The sequence below is a fragment of the Gordonia araii NBRC 100433 genome (assembly GCF_000241265.1).
Lineage (GTDB): Bacteria > Actinomycetota > Actinomycetes > Mycobacteriales > Mycobacteriaceae > Gordonia > Gordonia araii.
The window spans coordinates 33694-54450 of record NZ_BAEE01000082.1 but is presented as its reverse complement, the minus strand read 5'-3'; the positions used below and the strand labels follow the sequence as shown (position 1 = coordinate 54450).

Sequence of the window (20757 nt, the reverse complement as noted above, 5' to 3'; positions counted from 1 at the left end):
GTCAGGCTAACGCACCGCGAGGTGTCGCGAGCCGGGATGACTCAGACCTTCGGAGTGGCCCGGGCAATGATGGCGGCGGTATCGACGCCGTCGCCGAGCGTTCCGTACACCGCACCCCACGACCCGTCGAGGCGGCTGCGGACGTAGGCGTCGGCCACCGCCGGATGACCGTGGCGGATCAGCAGCGACGCGGAGAGCAACGTCGCCATCTGTCCGACGAGGTGCCGAGCGCGGTACTCGAGGGACTCCGGGTCGGTGAACGCGTCCTTCAACGTTCGCAGGGCGTCGTCGTAGACCCGGTCGGACCCGGCTGCCGAATCGAACTCGTCGAACAGGACGGCCAAAGTCTGCGGTTCGCGGCCGATGGCACGGAGCGTGTCGAGGGCGGCGACGTTGCCCGACCCCTCCCAGATCGACATGAGGGGTGACTCGCGGAACAGTTTGGGCATCCGCGAATCCTCGACGTAGCCGTTGCCGCCGAGGCATTCGAGCGCCTCCGCGGCATGCATGGGCGCACGTTTGCAGATGAAGTACTTGCTGACGGCGAGACTGATCCGGCGCAGCTGGGCGGCCTGCTCGTCATGGAGCGCGCGATCGGTGAGGTCGGCGAGCCACAGCGCGGTGAGGGTCGCCGCCTCGGCCTCGGTGTGCAGATCGGCGAGGACGTTGGCCATGAGCGGCTGGTCGACGAGCCGCTTGCCGAACGCGCTGCGATACGCGGCGTGATGTGCGGCGGCGGTCGTACCGTTGCGCATGACAGCGGCCGAGGCGGTCGCGCAGTCGAGCCTGGTCATGTTGACCATTTCGATGATCGTGCGCACGCCACGGCCCGGCTCGCCGACCATCCAGCCGACGGCGTCGTGGTATTCGACCTCGCTGCTGGCGTTCGAGTGGTTGCCCAGCTTGTTCTTCAGGCGCTGCAGGAAGATGTTGTTGCGCGAACCGTCGGGCAGGATGCGCGGAACGAAGAAACAGGACAATCCCTCCGCTACGTTGGGCCCGCTCGCGCCGCTCCCGGCACCCGGCGTTTGCGCCAGGACGAGCAACAGGTCCGAGTTGGGCGCCGAGGTGAACCACTTGTGCCCGGTGATCAGATAGCTGCCGTCGGACTGGGCTACCGCGGTCGTCGTGTTCGCGCGCACATCCGAACCGCCCTGCTTCTCGGTCATCGACATGCCCGCGATGAGCCCCGCCTTGGCCGTGGGGACCGAGAGTTCGGGCTGGTACACCAGCGAGGTGAGACCCGGCTCGTACTGCGCGGCCAGCTCCGGATTGTGCCGCAGCGCGGGGACCACCGCGTAGGTCATCGAGATCGGGCATCCGTGGCCGGCGTCGACCGAGGCCCACACGCTGAACTTGGCGGATCGGACCAGGTGAGCGTGCGGATCGTCGACGGCCCAGGGACGCCCGGCCATGCCGTACGACACGGCGGTGTCCATCAGCCGGTGATACGACGGGTCGTAGCGCACCAGGTCGACGCGGTTGCCGTACCGGTCGTGCGTCTCCAGGATCGGCGAGTGTTCCTCGGCGAGATCGCCGACGGTGATCCACTCGCCCGACCCGGCCATCTGGCCGATCTCGTGTACCTCCGGCAACGAATCACCGGCACCGACGCGGTCGAGGTACTCGGTGATCGGCGGGTAGTTGGCGACGTCGTCTCCCTCGAGCGGGGGTACCTGGTTGGTGACCACATGGTTCGCTTTCACGGCGCACCTGACTTCCTGGCGAGATGTTTGCGACTTGGCTCACAGTTTACGGCGCGGGTATCGCGGGACCCGACGCCAATCACCATCTGTCACTTCTTTACCGGCGCGGCGCGTGCTCATCTAGCTGTCAGCAAGGCTGCGTATTCTTTGATCTCGATATGACTGCGACTTCCCCCCTCCCCGAACCGTCGGCCGCCCCCGCGCCCGACGACTCCGGCGCCTTCGTCCTGTCGCGGCGCAACGCGCTGATCGCCGGCCTGAGTGCCGCCGCGCTGGCCGGCATCACCGCCTGCTCGTCGTCCGAGGCGACCAGACCCGCCGCCGCCGAACAGGACCTCGACGAACAGGCCCAGGCCGACGACGTGCTGCCGTCGGAGACCCAGGACGCCCGGCCGGTCCCCGGTCCACCGGTCATCACCGGCAGCTTCGTGTCCGCGAAGATGCTGGGCCGCCCGACCCGGTGGGCGGTGGCACGGCCGAACGGTGTCAACGGCAAGCTGCCCGTCGTCGTCGTGCTGCACGCGCTCAATACCAACGAGCGCTCGATCTTCGGGCGGAAGCTGCAGATGCAGAACGTGCTGCAGTCCTACGTCGACGAGGGCAATCCGCCATTCGCGCTGGCCGCCGTCGACGGCGCCGAGAACTATTGGCACCGGCGCGTCACCGGGGCCGACGCCGGCGCGATGGTCCTCGACGAGTTCTTGCCGATGCTCGCGAGCAACCCCGAACTCAACCTGTCCACCGAACGGATCGGCCTGCACGGCTGGTCGATGGGCGGCTACGGGGCGCTGCGTCTCGGCGCCCTCGTCGGAGCGCCCCGGGTCGCCGCGATCTCGGTGAGTTCACCCGCGCTCTGGGCCGACCCGCACAACTTCCCGCCGCGTGCCTTCGACTCCTTCGAGGACTACCAGGCGAATTCGCTGTTCGGCCAGCAGAAGGCCTTCGCCAAGATCCCGCTGATGATCACGATCGGCACCAGCGACCAGTTCTTTACCTACACCCGCCAGTGGGCGGCGGATCTACATCCGCCCGCCGCCTTCGCCGCAACGGCTGGCGGCCACGGCAATCGCTACTGGCGCAGCGTGCTCCCCGACCACGTGATGTTCCTCGGGCGCAACCTCACCCGCTGACCAGCGGCATCACACGGTGATGCGGCCTTCCAGCGCCGCCTGGCCGATGTCGTCGCGGTAATGCCCGCCGGGCAGCTTGACGCCGGCGAGCCGCGAATAGGCCTGTTCGCGCGCGGCGGCGAGGTCGGGACCCGTCCCGACGACGGCGAGCACGCGACCGCCGGCGGACACGACCTGCCCGTCGCTGTTGCGCGCGGTTCCGGCGTGCCGGATCCCCTCCCCCTCCGAACCGGTGATGACATCGCCGGTGCGCGGACGTGCGGGATAGTTCTCCGCGGCGAGCACGACGGTGACGGCCGCGCCCTCGTCCCATTCGAGCGGCGGCAGATCGGCGAGGGCGCCCGTCGCCGTGGCGTAGAGCGCCTGCCCCAGCGGCGACTTCAGCAGCGCTAGCACCGCCTGCGTCTCCGGGTCGCCGAATCGGGCGTTGAACTCGACGACGGCCGGACCGTCGGCGCCGATCGCCAGGCCGGCGTACAACAGGCCGTTGAACGGGGTACCGCGCGCGACCAGTTCGGCCGCGACCGGCTTCACGATTTCCTCGACGATCTGCGCAACGGTCTCGTCGGGCAGCCACGGCAACGGCGTGTACGCACCCATGCCTCCCGTGTTGGGTCCGGTGTCGCCGTTGCCGACGCGCTTGTGGTCCTGCGCGGGAATGAGCGGCACCACCGTCTCCCCGTCGACCAGGCAGAACAACGACACCTCCGGCCCGTCGAGGAAGGACTCGAGGAGGACCGGGTGGCCCGATTCCAGGCATTCGGCTGCGTGGTCGCGCGCTTTGGCCCGGTCGGTGGTGACGACGACGCCCTTGCCGGCGGCGAGACCGTCGTCCTTGACGACCCAGGTCGGTCCGAAACGGTCGAGCGCCGCATCGAGATTGGCCGGGTTGTCGACGACCTCGGCGTGTGCGGTGCGCACGCCCGCGGCGGCCATCACCTCCTTGGCGAACGCCTTGGAACCTTCGATCTGCGCGGCCGCGGCGCCTGGACCGAAGGTGGCGATCCCGGCGTCGCGCAGGGCATCGGCGACACCGAGCACCAGGGGCACCTCGGGTCCGATGACGACCAGGTCGACGTCGAGCTTGCGCGCCAGCGCGGCGACCGCCTCGCCGGAGGCGATGTCGACCGGGTGGCTGGCCGCGATGGCCTCCGTCCCGGCGTTGCCCGGTGCGGCGAAGAGTTCGGTGACCGACGGATCGGCCGCAAGTCCGAGGAGCAGGGCGTGTTCACGGCCGCCCGAGCCGATGACGAGTACGCGCACGTCTGCTGACCTTACTGGGCCGGGTTGCGGACTGCCCATCCCGCGTCGCCGACGATGTGTCGGGAGACCTCGCTAGGGTCGACGCCATGGCCCTCGACGAAGCGCAACGGGAAAAGGCCGACGGCGTGGTCCGGGCCCTCGCCGGACCGGACGCCCGCCTGCGCGACGATCAGCTCACCGCCGTCGAGAAGCTGGTCGAGCCCGGTGCCCGCGTGCTCGTCGTACAAGCGACCGGCTGGGGAAAATCGGCGGTGTACTGGGTCACGACCGCACTGACCCGGGCTGCGGGCGCCGGCCCGACGCTGGTCGTGTCGCCGCTGCTGGCCCTCATGCGCGACCAGGTCGAGGCCGCCGCGCGCGCCGGCCTGCGCGCGGCCACGATCAACTCGTCCAACTTCGACGACTGGTCGGCCATCGAGGACGCTGTTCGGGCCGGCGACCTCGACGTCCTCCTCGTCTCGCCGGAGCGCCTGGCCAACCCCGGGTTCGGGCGGCGCGTGCTGTCGGCGCTCGCCGGGCCCGACAGCCCCGGGCTCGGTCTGCTGGTGATCGACGAGGCGCACGCGATCTCCGATTGGGGCCACGACTTCCGCCCCGACTACCGCCGGGTCGCCGACGTGCTGCGCGAGCTCCACCCCGACTCCCCGGTTCTCGCGACGACGGCGACGGCCAACGAACGCGTCACCGCCGACGTGGCGGTGCAACTGGGCGCGGACACCACCGTTCTGCGCGGACCGCTGGCCCGAAAGTCGCTGTACCTCAACGTCATCAGCGATCTCTCGCCGATCCAGCGATACGCGTGGGTGGCCGAGAACATCGAGGCCCTGCCCGGTTCGGGCATCGTCTACGCGCTCACCGTCGCCGACACCGACCGCCTCGTGGCCGCGATCAAGGCCGTGAGGGGACCGGACTACCCGGTCGCCGCCTACACGGGCCAGCTCGACGCCGCCTCGCGCCAGCGCCTCGAAGACGCCCTCGGCCGCAACGAGATCAAGGCGCTGGTCGCCACCTCGGCCCTCGGCATGGGATACGACAAACCCGACCTGGGATTCGTGGTGCACGTCGGCTCGCCGCCGTCGCCGGTCTCCTACTACCAGCAGGTCGGTCGCGCCGGCCGCGCCCTGGACGCCGCCGTCGTGATGCTGCTCGCCTCCGGCACCGACGACCGCATCTGGGAGTACTTCGCGACGGCGTCGATCCCCGACCCGCGGCAGATGTCGGCGCTGCTCGACGCGCTGCCCGACGAGAGCGAGCCGACGTCGGTCGTCGCCCTGGAAGCCCAGACGGGACTGCGCCGCACCAAGATCGACCTGATGCTCAAGCAGCTCGCCGTCGACGGTGCCGCCGAACGCGGAACCGAGGGCTGGTCTCGCACCGGCAAGCCGTGGACCTACGACGCCGCGCACTACGACGGCATCCTCGCCGTCCGCCGCCGCGAGGCGGACATCATGCGGTCCTACATCCGCGGCGAGCGCTGCCTCATGCAGTTGCTCACCGCCTCGCTCGACGATCCGCTGACCGAACCGTGCGGGCGGTGCAGCGTGTGCCGGGCCGGCACGGGGGAATCGGCCGACTTGAGCACGACGGTCAGCGACGACTCGGTACGGACGATCACGCGTGAGCTTCGCGGCGCATCGACGGTGCTGGAGCCGCGCAAGATGTGGCCGGGCGGCGCGTTCGGCACCCGCGGACGCATCCAGCCGGCACAGATGGCCGAACCCGGTCGCGTCCTCGCTCACGCCGATGCGCCGGAGTGGCAGGAGGTGCTGATCGCCGCGCAGCACGGGGACGAACAGGCATTGCGCGAGTTGTCCGATGCGGCCGTCGCGACGCTCGGGCCGTGGGGCCGGGAGTCGGGCATCCGGCCCGACCAGATTTGGTCGCTGCGGCTGACCGGGCACACGCTGGCCGCCGACCTCGCCGAGGAGTTGCGCCGTATCGGCAAGCGGACGGGTGGGACCGTCGCGGTGCGTCCCGGCGGTCCGTCCGACGAGGCCAATTCGGCGGCCGAGGCCGCTCACTGGCGCGATGCCATCAGCCTTCTCGACGAGCAAGAGGCACCGTCGGGAGCGGTGCTGCTCGTCGTCGACGACACGCGCTCGGGCTGGCCGGTGACTATTGCCGCCCAACAGCTCCGCGACGCCGGTGCCGCAGCAGTATTGCCGTTGGTCATCCACCGCAGCGTCTAGGTCGCCGAACAATTTCGTCGTCGGAGGACGGCGGCGCGGTCACTATGTCCACGCGCCGCCGCTGGGACGACGAAATTGGTCGCCAGGGATCCGCCCGCGGCGCCCGTGCGTCTAAGTGGGCATGGACACCGGCGTCTACACCCGCAAACAACTGCTTCGATCCGGCGAGACCAATCGCTCGATCCGGCTCGCTGTCCAGCACGGCGACCTGCGTCGGCTGCGGCATGGCTGGTACGCGAACGACGGCGCCCGGACCGACGTCGTGGAGGCGGTGATTCGAGGCGGAGCGATGAGTTGCGTGAGCGCGCTCGACCACCACGGCCTCTGGGTCGCCCCCGGATACGGCTCGCTGCACGTGCGGGGGTCGAAGCACCTGCAGCGGCACGACTTCTGCCATCCCGCGGGCGGGCCGTACCCGGTTGACACCGCCGTCGACTCGGCCGAACTCGCCCTCGCCTGCGCCACACGCTGCATGTCGGACGAGGACTGGATCGCCGCCGCCGACTCGTATCTCAACCAGCGCGGAAAGTCGGTCGACGAGCTGCGGGCGATTCTGGGCGAAACGGTCAGCCCACCCAACCGGCGTCTGCTCGACCGATGCGACGGACGCGCACAATCGGGCACGGAGTCCATCGCGCGTGTGCGTCTGCGGTCACTCCACTACGACGTCGTCGTGCAGCCACAGATCCGCGGGGTGGGCCGAGTCGACCTGCGCATCGGACGGCTACTGATCGAGTGCGACAGCAAGCTGCACCACACGAGCTTGCGGAACTATCGCAACGACCGGCGGCGCGACCGGACCGCCCTGGTCAACGGTTGGCTGACGATGCGCCTCACCTACGACGACATCCTCTACGACTGGCCGGCCGTACTCGCCGACATCCGGGCCGTCACCCGTCCCCGCCGACATCGGATCCGATAGCGACCCGCACAACTTTGTCGTCGCTCCGGCACCTGGTGGTCACTATGTCCACGAGCCCTCGCTGAGACGACAAAATTGTCGGCGAACTCAGGCGTCGGGGACGAACTCGCCGTGCCCCATCTCGCGCAGGGTCTGCCGGATCGTCTCGGCGGCCCGGTCGAGGTCGGCGGGATCGGGGTCCGGGTCCGCCGCGGCGAACGAGAAGTCTTCGAGCTTCCACGCCGGGAAGACGTGCAGGTGCAGGTGCGGCACTTCCATCCCCGCGATGATCAGACCGGCGCGCGGAGCGTCGAAACCCTGCTTCACCGCCTGCCCCAGCGTGCGCGCGACATCGGTGAGGTGATCGAACAATCCGGCCTCGACCGACTCCCAATGGTCGACCTCGTCGACGGGTACGACGAGCACGTGCCCGGTGGTCACCGGGTTGATGGTCAGGAAGACCACGGCGCGCTCGTCGCGCCACACGAACCGGCCGGGCAGGTCACCGTTGATGATCATCGAGAAGACTGAAGGCATGGCCCCCATGCCAACCGACAACGCCCGCGATGTCAATCACCGCACCGGGTAAGGGCAACCTTGCACGACTTATGCCGAACCGGCCATGAGTCGCCACGCGCCGGAGCACACTACGGCTATGAAGACGAAAGCAGCGGTACTCCACGGCGTCAACGAAGAATGGAAGATCGAAGAAGTCGAGCTGGGCGACCCGGTGGACGGCGAGGTGCAGGTGAAACTCGTCAGTTCCGGTCTCTGCCACTCCGACCACCACCTGAGGACGGGTCAGAGCCCGGCACCGATGCCCGTCGTCGGCGGCCACGAGGGCGCGGGCACCGTCGTCAAGGTCGGTGCCGGTGTCACCCGCTTCCAGGAGGGCGACCACGTGGTCACCGCCTTCATCCCCGCCTGCGGCGTGTGCGGGCCGTGTTCCCGGGGCGCGCAGAACATCTGCGACGAGGGCGCCGGACTGCTGACCGGGCTATCGATCTCGGACAAGACTCACCGCGTCACCCTCAACGGCGAGGGGCTGACCCAGATGTGTCTGCTCGGCACTTTCTCGCCCTACATCACGGTCAACCAGGCATCGCTGGTGAAGATCGAGGACGACATCCCACTCAAAGAGGCCGCGCTCCTGGGCTGCGGGGTCGCTACCGGCTGGGGTTCGGCCACCGAGATCGGCGGCACCCGACCCGGGGACACCGTGGTCATCGTCGGCATCGGCGGCGTCGGCATCAACTCCGTGCAGGGCGCGAAGGCGGCCGGCGCGCGGCACGTGGTGGCCGTCGACCCGGTGAAGTTCAAACGGGACATGGCCGAGAAGCTCGGCGCGACGCACACGTTCGAGAGCATGGAAGCGGCCCTCCCCGCCGTCGGCGAGATGACCTGGGGTCAGATGGCGAACACCGTCATCCTCACCGTCGGCGAGATCAAGGGCGAGCACGTCGCCCAGGCGATGGCCATGGTCGCGAAGGGCGGGCAGACCGTCGTCGTCGGCATGGGCGACTTCCAGGCGATGGACGTCAAGCTGAACCTCTTCGACCTCACGCTGATGCAGAAGAAGGTGCAGGGCGCGATCTTCGGGGGCGCCGGGCCGCGCACCCAGGTGCCCAAACTCCTCAACGAGTACCGCGCGGGGATGCTGAACCTGGCCGATCTGGTGACCCAGACCTACCGTCTCGAAGACATCAACAAGGCCTACGACGACATGCTGGAGGGCAACAACATCCGCGGCATGGTCGTCTACGACGAGAGCGACTGGTGAACTTGCGCGTCGATGGCGGGTAGCTCGACCCAGAAGGTCGCGCCCTGCCCGGGTTCCGACTCGACGCCGACCTCGCCGCCGTGCGCGGCGACCAGCGCCGACACGATCGACAGCCCGAGTCCGTTGCCGCCGCCCGACGAGCCGCGGTGCCGTGACGTGTCGCCGCGGTAGAACCGGTCGAACACCTGCGCCGCCTCGTCGGCGGTCAGCCCCTGCCCGGTGTCGCGCACCTCGATGCGCACCTTTCCGGCCGTCTGCGCGACCGTCACCGTCACCGTCGCCGACGGCGGGGTGTGGGCGACCGCGTTGTTGATCAGGTTGCGCACCACCTGCATCAGGCGCGGGTGATCGCCGAGGACGACGGGCGACACCTCGGGGACTTCGACGTCGATGACCCGGTCGGGTGCCGCGGCCTGTGCGGAGAGAACCGCCTCGGCCACCAGGTCGCCGACCTTCACCGTCGCCTTCTCGACGGGCCGCGCCGCATCCAGATGCGCGAGCATCAGCAGATCCGAGACGAGCAGGCTCATCCGCGTCGCCTCGTCGTTGACCCGTCGGAAAGCGTCGTCGGCGTCGGTCACCGCGCCCTGCTGGTACAGCTCGGCGAAACCCTTGATCGACGTCAGCGGGGTGCGCAGTTCGTGGCCGGCGTCGGCGACGAACCGCCGCATCTTTTCCTCCGACGCACGCGCCTGCCGTTCGGAGGCTTCGGTCGCGGCGAAGGCGTGCTGGATCTGCGCGAGCATCTGGTTGAGCGAGTTCGACAGACTCCCGACCTCGGTGTTCGATGGTGATTCCGGGATGCGCTCGTGCAGGTCGCCGTCGGCGATCGCCTGCGCCGTCTCCTCGACGCGGCGCAGCGGCCGGAGACTGGTCCGCACCAGCAGGTAACCCAGCACACCGAGAATAAGCACGACGATCGCGCCGACGAGCATCTGGAGACGGACCAGCCTCGACAGGGTGGTGTCGAGCATCGTCAGCGGCATCGCCACGATGGATTCGCCGTCGGGGTTGCTGGACTTGACGACTCGCCAATCCGGTCCGCCCGGCTCCACCGAGGGAACGGTGACCGGGCCGAAGCGCTCGGCGGCGTTGTCCTCGACCATCGAGACGTCCGGCTCATAGCCGGAGTCGTTGTTGCGCACCATCACGCCGTCGCCCAGCGCGATGCGCACGTAGTACTGCGACGGTGGGCGCCGGGCGTTCGCCGGCCCCCGCTGGTTGCCGACGTTGGGGTCGCGCGGCCGGGCCCAGGTTTCGACGGCCTGCGTCAGCTGGGAATCGACGCGGCGGTAGAGGTCGTCGCTCATGGCGCGGCTCACCAGGAAACCCGACACCGTCAGGCCCGCGATGACGAGCAGCATCGTCAGGGCCACCAGCGAGACGCGGAGCGGAAGGCGGGACACGGCGCGCCTCAGCGGGGCTCGCGCATGACGTACCCGACGCCGCGCAACGTGTGGATGAGCCGCTTCTCGCCGGTGTCGACCTTGCGGCGCAGGTAGGAGACGTAGGACTCGACCACGTTGACGTCGCCGCCGAAATCGTAGTTCCAGACGTGGTCGAGGATGCGCGGCTTGGACAGCACGGTGCCCGCGTTCACCATGAAGTACCGCAGGAGCGTGAACTCGGTCGGCGACAGCGCGACCAGTTCACCGTTCTTCCAGACCTCGTGCGTCTCGTCGTCGAGTTCGATGTCGGAGAAGACGATGCGCGTCGACCGCTCGGCGGGGTCGACGAAACCGGAGCGCCGCAGCATTACCTCCAGGCGCGCCACCACCTCCTCCAGGCTGAACGGCTTGGTGACGTAGTCGTCGCCGCCGATGGTCAGTCCGTTCACCTTGTCGGCCACCGAGTCGCGGGCCGAGAGGAACAGCGCGGGTGCCTCGATACCGTCGTCGCGCAACCGCTTGAGCAACCCGAACCCGTCCATGCCCGGCATCATGACGTCGAGCACGAGCAAGTCGGGACGGTTCGTGCGGCACAGGTCGAGCGCCTCGGGCCCGTTCGCCGCGGTCTGCACGTCGTACCCCTGGAATTTGAGCGAGACGCTGAGCAGTTCGCGGATGTTCTCCTCGTCGTCGACGACCAGCACCCGGGCATCCTTCGCAGCATTCATGGGTCCCAGTGTGAACCGCCCCGGCAACCCTCGCCTGCGAATAAGCTGTGAGAAACCTGTCAGCCCGCTCGGCCCGATGCGACGCCCCGCTTCTGGATCGGGCCGAGGTAGATTCCGCGCGGCACCGGCGACGGTGCGCACCAGGCCACCAGCTCCTCGCCGCGGGCGCGCAGCTCGCGCTCGACCCGCGCCGGAACGTCCTCGCACAGGGCGAGTTCCACGCCGTTCTCGTGCGGGTACCAGCCGCCGACGACGCGCCCCCGCCACCAGGCCGTCGTACCGCCGTTGCCGTTGCTGTCGAACAGTTGCTTCTCCAGCTCGCCGAGGTAGAACCCGCGCTGCTTGTGGCCCATCGTCGTCGGGTCCAGTTCCGGCAGCAGCGCGACCGCGTCGTCGTCGGGATCCGGGTCGTTCGTGTCGACGTCATCGGGCAGCACGTAGCCGACCTGACCGTCGTCGAGGTCGACCTCGACGGCGTCGATCGCCGCCAGGGCGCGTCGCACGGCCGATTTGGTCGACCCGAGCCACCACACGATGTCGGTCTCGGTGCCGGGACCGAACACCCGCAACCAGCGTCGGATCAGCCCGGCGTGCCCGTCGTCGACCGACAGCTCGCGCGGGCTCCGCCCGAGCCATCGGTCCATCGGCAGCCAGGTGATCCGCGAGCTGTACCAGGCCGCGTCGTCGGGACCGCGGACGACGCGACCGGATGCCGAGAGATAGTTCATGACACGAGGCGCCATGGCGACCGGGCCGCCCCACGACTTCTCCGGGGACACGACGATCCGCTGCCCGAGGATCGGCACGGCATCGCGCAACTGTGCCGTGGACTGCGGTTCCCCGTTCGCCAACTGCGCCAGGGCCGCGGCACACGCCTCGTCGATCCACGCCACCGGATCGTCGACGTCCGGACTGCGCCGCAAGTCGCGCAGCATATTGGTCCGCTCCGACGCCGCGACGCGTTCGCTCACCGCGCCCAGCACTTCGTCGAGCACGGGATGCGACGTCACGAACAGCGTTCGTCGCATGCCGAGGTGTTTCACGACGCTGCGCTCGGCGTAGAGCGCGGCGTCGACATCGGCGATCTTCAGCGCCGGGGTTCGCGCCCACGTCGAGAGATAGACCGTCGACGCGGTGGTGGCGTGCAGCGCGACGAGTCGGTCGGCGACGTCCGCGACGGTCGGCGGCGACTCGTGTCGGCCGAGCAGCTGCCGGTGCCACTGCCGGGCGCGGCGCTGCGCGTCGGTGATCCTCGGTCGGGCTGGCACGCGGCCAGTGTAGGGCAGCGCCCCGACACCGGACGCCGCCCTACACCCCGGGAAGCGTCAGCGCGGTGCGCGCAGGGACCAGTCCAGCCAGTCGATCGTCTGCATCCCGAACAGGTCGGTGCCCCAGCCGTACATGTCGGTGAGGAACTTGACCATGCTGCAGTCGGTCGGGTGGTAGGACACCTTGGTTCCGCCCCTGCGGTATTGGCGGGCCAGTCGGCGCGAGTCCTCGGCCGGCACCAGCGACATCGGCGAGTCGTCGGCGACGCAGGAGGCGATCAGCACGCGCGCCTTGGGAGCCTTGCGGCCCAGCAGGTTGTCGTCGTAGACACGCTGGAAGGCCTTGATGTCGGCCGGGTGCTGGTTGTTCTTGAACAACGTCTGCAGCGGGACGAACGGCAGCGTGAAGTACGCGGGCGTCTGACACTGCGTGCGGTAGACGTCGGCGAGGGCCTTGCCCACCGGAGTGAGGTGGTCGTCGACGCGCATCTCCGGGTACTTGGGCTCCAGGCCGAGCAGCGTCGCGAACGCGAAACCGGATCCGACCGACCCGCTGGCCGTGCGGATGAAGTTGCGCTGGTTGATGACCATGCCTTCGAGGACGGTCGAGGCGATGTTCAGCTCCGGCGCATAGTCGGCGGCGTTCTCGGCCGCGAAGGCAGCACCCACGCCGCCGCCGGCGACGCCGAACAGCCCGATCGGGGCCTGCTTGTCCAGGCCGAGCCGCTGATAGCCGAGGGTGGCGCGCAGCATGTCCGACATGGCGTTGCCCGCGTATTTGCCGGCGAAGACGCCGTGCGGCTTGGGATCGCCGTCGTTGCCGACATCGCTGATCGCCACGGCGTACCCCTTGGCGAACATCTGCGCCAGGGGGCCCAGCGCCGACCAGGACGCACCGTCGAGCGGGTCGCCGCCGGTCCACATCGTCGACGGGTGGCAGTAGGCGCCGACACTGTCGTTGGCGAACTGGTAGCCGACGACCTTGCGCTCGCTGTTGCGGCGACCGTCGCGCGGGATCATCACGATGCCGGTACTGATCTCGCGTTCGCCGCGCAGCCCGGTGGTGACGTACATCAGCTTGAACGCGTCGACGTTCCCCGGGCGGAAGCCGGTGAACTGGACGTCGACCTTCTTGGCCTTCAGCAGCGTGCCCGGCTTCTCGTGCCCGGTGAGCTTCGGCTCGCGATAGAACGAGTCGCCGGAGGTCAGCGGCTTGATGATCTCCTCGGGGCTGGCGAGTCGCCCCTTCTGGAAGGTGCCGATCACGTAGCCGTTGAACACTTCGCCGATCTGCGGCGTCCGGTTGGGCGGCGTGCGCGGCGCCGCGGTGGCCGGCGCGGCGATCGCACCGAGGCCGACGAGAGCGGCCAGAGCGGCGGCGAACAGAGAGATACGGCGGGTCATTGGTACTTCACCTCAAGGGTCTCCAGCGCCGACTGCATCGTGGGAAGGATGTTCCACATGGGGCGGTGCGACTCGATCTGTTGGTCATAGGGGCGCAGCAGCTCGGCGCGCAGCGCCGGCCAGCGCTGCTCCACCTGGAACCGGTACTTCGGCAGCAGCTGTTCGGTGATGTAGGCCCAGCGGCCGTCGAAAACGGACCAGTTCCAGCTGGGCAGCGGCACGGTCAGGATCGCGCGACGGCCGTCGGGCGCGGTTCCGTGGATCTGGATCGGACGGAACGAGCGGGGGGCGACGACGCCGGCGACCGACGGCGATCCCGCCGCGGTGCTGGCGTAGGTCATGGCCTCGCCGACGTCGCCCTTGTAGGCGCGAGTGGCATCCCACTGCTTCTTGATGATCTCGCCCTGTTCGCGGCGCAGCAGCCGGGCGTTGCCCGCGGCCACCCCGTCGGGCGTCTTTCCGGCGATGCCGGTCCACGCGGCGAGGATCTCGTCGGAGAAGAGTCCCGCCCGGTTCATCTCGGTCAGCGCGGGCAGTCCGCCGACCACGTAGGCGCGGTGCATCGGCATGAGGTCGGAGAAGATGTTCTTCTGCATGACCAGGATGTCGCCCTGGATCTTGCGCAGGTCGGCGGCGGTGATCGTCGCGCCGACGCGTGCCAGCGCGCGCAGCCCGCGCGGCAACCGGTCGACGAAGACCGGGCCGAGGACCTGGTTGGTCTGGCCGACGATCGCGTTGGCGACCGGGGCGAGGCGGGCGAAGTCGTAGACGTTGGTCGCGAGCTCGAAGTCGAGTAGGCCGCCGCCGAAGTCGGCGCCGACGAGACCGCCCATTCCGGCCCACTGCAGTTCCCGGTGCTTGAGCTGGAGGTTCTCGTAGAACCGGTAGGACTTCACCAGATTCGCGCGGTTCGCGCTGACCCCCGCTCGCGGATTCCACGCGGCGAGATTGATCCCGGCGGCGGTCGTCGTGTCGGCGAGCCAGTATTGCCAGAGAAGTGCCTGATAGCGCGTCGGGGCGACACCCGAGGCCCGTGCCTGTCCCAGGAGCGCCCGCAGCTTCTTCGGGTCGGTCGGCAGTACCGGGTGCACACCGCCGGGTCCGCGCGACGCGTCACGGTTGATCAGCGGAAGGTCGAGGTAGCGGTCGACCGGCGCGGCGTCGGCTGGGGCGGTGGCCAGTGCCGTCGTCGCCGAACAGGCAACGAGGACACCGACCGCGATTCGGCGCAGAGACAAGCGCACGGGACTCTCCATCGGTTGGCGGAAACAAACGTGCTCAACCTATGCAGAAGTTTCCGACGCAACCAAGGCCCCGACCCGATGTGTGACCAAGCGAATAAAGTTCGCAATAACGTGGGACGAATCACTAGATCCGTCTCACGACGTGTTTTACGCCCTATTCCTCCAACGAGGCGACGGCCTCGATTTCGACGAGCTGATTGTCCAGCGGGAGCACCGTCACCCCCACGACACTGGCCGGCGGAACGTCGCCGCCGAATGCCTCGACGACGGCGTCCCACGCGACGGCCAGGTCGACGGCCAGCCGCTCGGCGACGTGCACGGTCAGCTTCGCGACATCCGGCAGGCCCGCGCCGCGCTCGTCCAGGACGCGCTCGAGATTCGCCAGGCAGGCCTTGGTCTGGCCCACGACGTCACCCTCCGGTGCCACGTTCCCGTCGGCGTCGATGGCGGCGATGCCCGCGGTGAACAACAACGATCCGGCGGTGACCGTTGCGGTGTGGGGGAAGCCCTGGTCGGGCAGCGACTCGGAGCGATCTCGACGTACCGGCATGACGTCGAGTCTATGGCAGATGACCGCGTCGGTGTGGCCGCCGACCTACGCGAACGCATGCGCGTCACCCGTCTGCGTCATCGACGATTCGCCCGAATCCCGGTCGCCGGCGGTGAAGTGGCTCACCCTTGGTGGGTGAACTCGGCGCGGGCACGGGTGATCCCGGTGGCAGCGTCAGATTCACCGCCCGCCCGACCGATCCTGAGGAGCATCGAATGACCAAGCCGTTCAACGGAGTCATCAAACTCGACGTCCGCGATTCCACCCCGGACTGGGAGCCGTACAAGCTCAAAGAGGCTCCCGAGGGCGCACCGAACGTCCTCGTGATCTTGTACGACGACACCGGTCTGGCCGCCTGGTCGCCCTACGGCGGCCGCATCGAGATGCCAACGATGCAGAAGCTGGCCGACAACGGTCTCACCTACACCCAGTGGCACACCGCCGCGCTGTGCTCGCCTACCCGGTCGATGTTCCTGACCGGGCGCAACCACCACCAGAACCGCTGCGCCTCGATCACCGAGGGCACCATGGGCTTCCCCGGCGCCTCCGGCCGGTTGCCCGCCGAATGCGCGACGATCGGGCAGGTACTGCAGGACAACGGCTACAGCACCTTCTGGGTCGGCAAGAACCACAACGTGCCCGAGGAGGACGTGTGCTCCGGCGGGTCGAAGAGCGAGTGGCCGCTCGCCAAGGGCTTCGACCGCTTCTACGGGTTCATCGGCGGCGAGACCAACCAGTGGTACCCCGACCTCGTCGAGGACAACCGCTTCATCCAGCAGCCGTACGGCCCCGAAGACGGCTACCACCTGTCCAAGGACCTCGCCGACCAGGCCATCCGCATGCTGCGCGACCAGAACTCGTCGAATCCGTCCAAGCCCTGGTACATGTGGTGGTGCCCCGGCGCGAACCACGCGCCGCACCACTCCCCGCAGGACTACATCGAGAAGTACAAGGGCAAGTTCGACGACGGCTACGAGGCCTACCGCGAGCATGTGCTGGCGAAGATGATCGACAAGGGCATCGTCCCCGAGGGCACCGCGCTGACCCCGCTCAACCCGATGCCCGAGGACCAGGCCAACCCCGGCGATGCGGTACGCCCGTGGGACACCCTGAACGACGACGAGAAGAAGCTCTTCTCCCGGATGGCCGAGGTGTACGCCGGGTTCTCCGAATACACCGACGCGCAGGCCGGCCGGATCATCGACTACCTGGAGGAGTCCGGTCAGCTCGACAACACGCTGATCATCTACGCCGCGGACAACGGCGCCTCCGGCGAAGGTTCGCCGAACGGATCGGTCAACGAGAACAACTTCTTCAACGGCTACCCCGACTCGCTCGAGGTGAACATGAGCCACCTCGACGACCTCGGGAGCGCGGCGACCTACAACCACTACCCCACCGGGTGGGCAGTCGCCTTCTCCACGCCGTTCCAGATGTTCAAGCGCTACTCGCAGTACTCGGGCGGTACCTGCGACCCGCTGGTGATCAGCTGGCCCAAGGGGATCAAGGCCAAGGGCGAGATCCGCAACCAGTACCACCACGCGACTGACATCGTGCCGACGATCCTCGACGTCGTCGGCCTGGAAATGCCCGACACCTACCGCGGCGTCAAGCAGATTCCGGTGGCCGGCGTCTCGATGCGCTACAGCTTCGAAGAGGGTGACGCCCCGACGAAGAAGAAGCGCCAGTACTACGCCATGCTCGGCACTCGCGGCATCTGGGAGGACGGCTGGAAGGCCGCTGCGGTCCACGCGCCGATCTCCAACAAGGGACACTTCGACAAGGACCGCTGGGAGCTCTACCACGTCGATGCGGACCGCTCGGAGTCCAAGGACCTCTCGGCCGAGCACCCCGACAAGCTGGAAAAGCTGATCCAGGTGTGGTTCGCCGAGGCAGAGAAGAACGACGTGCTGCCCCTCGACGACCGGTCGGCCGTCGAAATGCTCGCCGAACCGCGCCCGCAGTCCGAGCCGCCCCGCACCCGCTACGTCTACTATCCGGACACCTCGCCGGTGCCCGAGGGCGTCGCGGCCAACATCCGCGGTCGTGACTACAAGATCCTCGCGGACGTGCGGGCCACCGAGGACTCCGAGGGCGTCCTGTTCGCCCACGGCTCCCGGTTCGGCGGGCACTCGTTGTTCATCAAAGACCACAAGCTGTACTACGTGTACAACTTCCTCGGCGTCGACGAACAGATCCTCGAATCGAAGGAACTGCCGACCGGCGACTTGACCCTCGGCGTGGAGTTCAAGCGGGAGAAGGCCGGCGAATACGGGGAATCCCTCGGAACGGCAACGCTTTACGTGGGAACCGAGGCCGTCGACTCGAAGGACCTCCGCGTCCAGGTCGGCAAGTTCACCCTCTCCGGCGACGGGCTGTGCGTCGGCTTCGACAGCGCGGATCCGGTCAGCAGCCTCTACAAGGACGAGGGCAACTTCCCCTTCACCGGGGGCGAGCTGCTGGGTGTCGGCGTCGACGTGTCCGAAGAGCAGTATCTCGACCTGGAGAAGGAGGCGGCAGCCGCCTTCGCACTCGATTGACCGCGTACGATCCGTCGGCACCCGATCCACTCCCCGGGGAATACACTCGTGCAATGGATCGGGTGCTCGGCGTAGGCCCTCAGACGCTCGGTGGTCTCGACGTTCGCTTCGCCGTCCCGGAATTCGCCGGTCTGCTGCACCGGAATCGCCTGGACGACACGCTGGCCGATGCGGTGGAGAACCATCGCGTGACGACTCTGACGGCTCCGAGCGGCTACGGAAAGACCGTTGCCGCAGCCGAGTGGGCCCGCCGAAGCGGTGACGTCGTCGCCTGGGTGTCGTTGAATCGCTACGACGACGACCCCGCAGCGCTTTCGGAAGGGATCGCGACCACGCTGCGACGCACCGCGTGGGGCATGGACCGCGACGACGTCCTCGCCGAGCTCGCCGTCGTCAACGAGGCCAGCGTCGCCGCACTGCACGCGGCCATCTGCTCGGCCGTCCGGCTCGCCGAGGTGCGCCTGGTCCTCGTCGTCGACGACATGCATCTCGCCGGCGGAGGGGTCATCGACAGCGTGCTGGGTGCGCTCGTCGAACAGGGTCCGCAGAACCTGCGACTCGTGTTGCTGGGCCGCGACCCGGACCAGCTGCGGATCTCGTCGCAGGTCCTCGCCGGCGACGCGATCCGCCTCGACAGCTCCAGCCTCCTTTTCACGCCCGAGGAGATCGGTGCCGTCGCACAGGATTTCGGCTGGACGACCGTGGACACCGAGGCCGTCGCCGAACGCACGGGCGGGTGGGCCGCTGCGGTCCGTCTCGCCATGCTGATGTCGACCTCGGAGGCGAACTCGCTCAGCTCCCGGCCGCCGGCCCGCACGGACGACCTGTTGCTGTCGATCATCGCCGACGATGTCCTGGACAGCCTGCCCAAGGATCTCGCCGCGTTCGTCCTCGACGCCACGACCGTCTCCGACATCGACGAGCACCTGGCCATCGGCCTCACCGGGCGCGACGACGCCCTGACGGTGCTCGAGCGGTGCCGTCGGCGAGGACTGTTCCTCGAGCGATTCGGCGACGGCGCCGTCCAGCAGTACCGGTGGCACGACGTCTTCGCGAGCCGGTGCCGCCAGCTCGTCGCCCTGCGCGACGCCGGACATTCCCGCGGACTCCATCGCCGGGCCGCGGAGCTGCTGGCCGACAAGGATCCGCTGCGCGCCGTCGACGAGGCACTCGTGGCCGGCGACCCCGAACTGGCGTGCCGGATACTCGTCGACTCGTGGGTGCTGCTGCTCGCCGGACGGGCCGAGGAGTCACCGGACCGGGTGATCGCGCGACTCCCCGAGCCGTTCGCCACCCGGCCCGATGTTCTCGCCGTCACCGCATGCGCGGTCGACATGGCCGGCCGCCGCACCGAAGGACAGGCCCTTCTCGACTCGATCGAACGGACCGGCCCCCGATCCCACGAGGACGCCGGCGATTCCTGGCGCGGCGCGTTGACCAACGCGTGCGCCCGCCTCTTCCTCTGCGACAAGCGCACCGAGCTGATCGAAGCACTGGGCGCAGCCCACGAACACCTGGCCCATGCCCGCAGCCTCGGCCCGGCGCGGTACGCGGCCGTCCAGCTGCTGCTGGGACGAATTCACCTGACGCTCAGATACGAAGTCCCCGAAGGCATCTCGTTGCTGAAATCGGCCGAATGGCACGCCAAGGAAGCGGGCGAACCGACGCTCTGCCGACGCGCGGCCGGCCTGCTCTCCTTTTGCTATGCGTTCACCGGCGACTTCGAGGCGGCGCGCGAGGTGCTGGCCCGTATCCAGAGTGTGGAGGGCACGACCGACGATTGGTCGACCCAGCTCGGCGTCCCAGAAGTCACGGCGCGCGGATGGATCGCCTATTGGACCGGCGACTTCGCCACCGCCCGCGAAGCATTCGGCAAGGCGATCGATTCCCGCACCGAGGCCGCGGGTTTCAGCAGCATCGCCCGGCAGTACCTCGCGACCATCGCGGCGATCGACGGCGGGCCCCGCGACCGGCGCGACGCGGTGGCGGTGGTACGCCAGATACCGGATCGGGAAGTGCGCGGGGTTCCGTGGGAGCTGTACCGGACCGTGGCCTTCGCTAAGCTCGCCGAGGCCGACGGTGATCACGAACGCGCCGGATCGCTGGTCCGGAGCATTCGCAACGATCTCCGTGAGGCCCCGGCGGCGGCGACCGCCGCGGTCGAGCTGATCCGCCGCCACGTCGGCAAGCACGCAGCTGCCGCCATCGTGAAGCAGTTGGCACCGCTGCCCATGGCCCACTACGTACGAGCCTCGCTGCTGGTCACGTCCGCGCTGATCCACCGCTCCGACGGCGACTACGGTGCGGCGCACGAGGTGCTGGAGCGAGCACTGGACGTCGCCGCGCCCACCGGGGTGACCAGGCCGTTCCTCGAACCGGATCCGGCCTTGGCCGATCTGCTCGCCGAGCACAGCCGGTGGGGCACCAACCACACGTCGTTCATCGCCGACCTGCGCGCGCCGGCCCACGCCGTCGACGGCCTGACCCTGCGCGAGCAGCAGATCGTCGGCTTCCTCCGCACCTCGATGACGATGACCGAGATCGCCGCCGAACTCGGACTGTCGGTCAACACGATCAAGACCCATACCCGGATGCTGTACCGCAAGCTCGGCGTCGGCAATCGCCGCGACGCGGTGGCCGCGGTGGCGAACCGCAGGTAGCCGGGT

The 20757-nt window shown here is 68.7% G+C and carries 15 protein-coding genes; 6 read left to right on the top strand and 9 right to left on the bottom strand.

Annotation, left to right across the window (positions count from 1 at the left end):
- Nucleotides 1–41: 41 nt before the first annotated feature.
- Complete coding sequence (locus GOARA_RS17355) at nucleotides 42–1706, bottom strand: acyl-CoA dehydrogenase family protein (protein ID WP_007323738.1); 1665 nt, start codon at nucleotides 1704–1706, stop codon at nucleotides 42–44.
- Between the two features lie 158 nt (nucleotides 1707–1864).
- Here GOARA_RS17355 and GOARA_RS17350 point away from each other — a divergent pair, with 158 nt between their 5' ends.
- Nucleotides 1865–2836, top strand: a complete 972-nt coding sequence (locus GOARA_RS17350; RefSeq protein WP_007323737.1) for an alpha/beta hydrolase — start codon at nucleotides 1865–1867, stop codon at nucleotides 2834–2836.
- A gap of 9 nt (nucleotides 2837–2845) precedes the next feature.
- Here the strand turns inward: GOARA_RS17350 and purD are convergent, their stop codons facing one another.
- Nucleotides 2846–4099, bottom strand: coding sequence for a phosphoribosylamine--glycine ligase (purD, locus tag GOARA_RS17345; RefSeq protein ID WP_007323736.1), 1254 nt, complete (start codon nucleotides 4097–4099; stop codon nucleotides 2846–2848).
- A gap of 86 nt (nucleotides 4100–4185) precedes the next feature.
- On the opposite strand from purD, the gene GOARA_RS17340 reads away from it, so the two are divergent.
- Together GOARA_RS17340 and GOARA_RS17335 are read left to right on the top strand one after the other, a co-directional pair.
- Nucleotides 4186–6288 (top strand): RecQ family ATP-dependent DNA helicase, encoded by a 2103-nt coding sequence (locus tag GOARA_RS17340; RefSeq protein ID WP_007323735.1) that lies wholly within the window; start codon nucleotides 4186–4188, stop codon nucleotides 6286–6288.
- A 121-nt stretch (nucleotides 6289–6409) separates the two neighbouring features.
- Nucleotides 6410–7210 carry a type IV toxin-antitoxin system AbiEi family antitoxin domain-containing protein gene (locus GOARA_RS17335; protein WP_007323734.1) on the top strand — a complete coding sequence of 267 codons (801 nt, stop codon included), beginning with the start codon at nucleotides 6410–6412 and terminating at the stop codon, nucleotides 7208–7210.
- A gap of 87 nt (nucleotides 7211–7297) precedes the next feature.
- Here GOARA_RS17335 and GOARA_RS17330 read toward each other — a convergent pair whose 3' ends face one another.
- Nucleotides 7298–7726 (bottom strand): HIT family protein, encoded by a 429-nt coding sequence (locus GOARA_RS17330; protein WP_040523876.1) that lies wholly within the window; start codon nucleotides 7724–7726, stop codon nucleotides 7298–7300.
- 118 nt (nucleotides 7727–7844) lie between these two features.
- On the opposite strand from GOARA_RS17330, the gene GOARA_RS17325 reads away from it, so the two are divergent.
- A complete protein-coding gene (locus GOARA_RS17325) occupies nucleotides 7845–8969 on the top strand; it encodes an NDMA-dependent alcohol dehydrogenase (protein WP_007323732.1) in 1125 nt (374 codons plus the stop codon).
- Here GOARA_RS17325 and GOARA_RS17320 read toward each other — a convergent pair.
- The 6 genes from GOARA_RS17320 to GOARA_RS17295 form a co-directional block, all read right to left on the bottom strand.
- On the bottom strand, nucleotides 8948–10333 hold the full coding sequence (locus GOARA_RS17320; protein WP_138947763.1) for a sensor histidine kinase: 1386 nt from the start codon (nucleotides 10331–10333) through the stop codon (nucleotides 8948–8950). The genes GOARA_RS17325 and GOARA_RS17320 overlap by 22 nt on opposite strands.
- Before the next feature lie 50 nt (nucleotides 10334–10383).
- Nucleotides 10384–11085: a response regulator transcription factor gene (locus GOARA_RS17315; RefSeq protein WP_040523874.1), complete on the bottom strand. Its 702-nt coding sequence runs from the start codon at nucleotides 11083–11085 to the stop codon at nucleotides 10384–10386.
- Nucleotides 11086–11144: 59 nt separating this feature from the next.
- Nucleotides 11145–12353: a winged helix DNA-binding domain-containing protein gene (locus GOARA_RS17310; RefSeq protein WP_007323729.1), complete on the bottom strand. Its 1209-nt coding sequence runs from the start codon at nucleotides 12351–12353 to the stop codon at nucleotides 11145–11147.
- A gap of 57 nt (nucleotides 12354–12410) precedes the next feature.
- A complete protein-coding gene (locus GOARA_RS17305; RefSeq protein WP_007323728.1) occupies nucleotides 12411–13757 on the bottom strand; it encodes a lipase family protein in 1347 nt (448 codons plus the stop codon).
- Nucleotides 13754–15001, bottom strand: a complete 1248-nt coding sequence (locus tag GOARA_RS17300) for a hypothetical protein (protein WP_007323727.1) — start codon at nucleotides 14999–15001, stop codon at nucleotides 13754–13756. The genes GOARA_RS17305 and GOARA_RS17300 overlap by 4 nt, the downstream gene beginning before the upstream one ends.
- A 154-nt stretch (nucleotides 15002–15155) precedes the next feature.
- Nucleotides 15156–15551, bottom strand: a complete 396-nt coding sequence (locus GOARA_RS17295; RefSeq protein ID WP_007323726.1) for a RidA family protein — start codon at nucleotides 15549–15551, stop codon at nucleotides 15156–15158.
- A 215-nt stretch (nucleotides 15552–15766) separates the two neighbouring features.
- Between GOARA_RS17295 and GOARA_RS17290 the strand changes: the two genes are divergently transcribed.
- Entirely contained in the window at nucleotides 15767–18091 is a 2325-nt protein-coding gene (locus GOARA_RS17290) for an arylsulfatase (RefSeq protein ID WP_007323725.1), read from the top strand.
- A gap of 53 nt (nucleotides 18092–18144) precedes the next feature.
- A complete protein-coding gene (locus GOARA_RS17285) occupies nucleotides 18145–20751 on the top strand; it encodes a helix-turn-helix transcriptional regulator (protein WP_040523872.1) in 2607 nt (868 codons plus the stop codon).
- The last annotated feature ends 6 nt before the right edge of the window (nucleotides 20752–20757 follow it).

What these genes read in the sequence shown, in the direction of transcription:
- GOARA_RS17350 (WP_007323737.1), top strand. Translation starts at nt 1,865, where the DNA reads ATGACTGCGACTTCCCCCCTCCCCGAACCGTCGGCCGCCCCCGCGCCC.
- GOARA_RS17340 (WP_007323735.1), top strand. Translation starts at nt 4,186, where the DNA reads ATGGCCCTCGACGAAGCGCAACGGGAAAAGGCCGACGGCGTGGTCCGG.
- GOARA_RS17335 (WP_007323734.1), top strand. Translation starts at nt 6,410, where the DNA reads ATGGACACCGGCGTCTACACCCGCAAACAACTGCTTCGATCCGGCGAG.
- GOARA_RS17330 (WP_040523876.1), bottom strand. Translation starts at nt 7,726, where the DNA reads ATGCCTTCAGTCTTCTCGATGATCATCAACGGTGACCTGCCCGGCCGG.
- GOARA_RS17325 (WP_007323732.1), top strand. Translation starts at nt 7,845, where the DNA reads ATGAAGACGAAAGCAGCGGTACTCCACGGCGTCAACGAAGAATGGAAG.
- GOARA_RS17320 (WP_138947763.1), bottom strand. Translation starts at nt 10,333, where the DNA reads ATGCTGCTCGTCATCGCGGGCCTGACGGTGTCGGGTTTCCTGGTGAGC.
- GOARA_RS17315 (WP_040523874.1), bottom strand. Translation starts at nt 11,085, where the DNA reads ATGAATGCTGCGAAGGATGCCCGGGTGCTGGTCGTCGACGACGAGGAG.
- GOARA_RS17305 (WP_007323728.1), bottom strand. Translation starts at nt 13,757, where the DNA reads ATGACCCGCCGTATCTCTCTGTTCGCCGCCGCTCTGGCCGCTCTCGTC.
- GOARA_RS17295 (WP_007323726.1), bottom strand. Translation starts at nt 15,551, where the DNA reads ATGCCGGTACGTCGAGATCGCTCCGAGTCGCTGCCCGACCAGGGCTTC.
- GOARA_RS17290 (WP_007323725.1), top strand. Translation starts at nt 15,767, where the DNA reads ATGACCAAGCCGTTCAACGGAGTCATCAAACTCGACGTCCGCGATTCC.
- GOARA_RS17285 (WP_040523872.1), top strand. Translation starts at nt 18,145, where the DNA reads ATGGATCGGGTGCTCGGCGTAGGCCCTCAGACGCTCGGTGGTCTCGAC.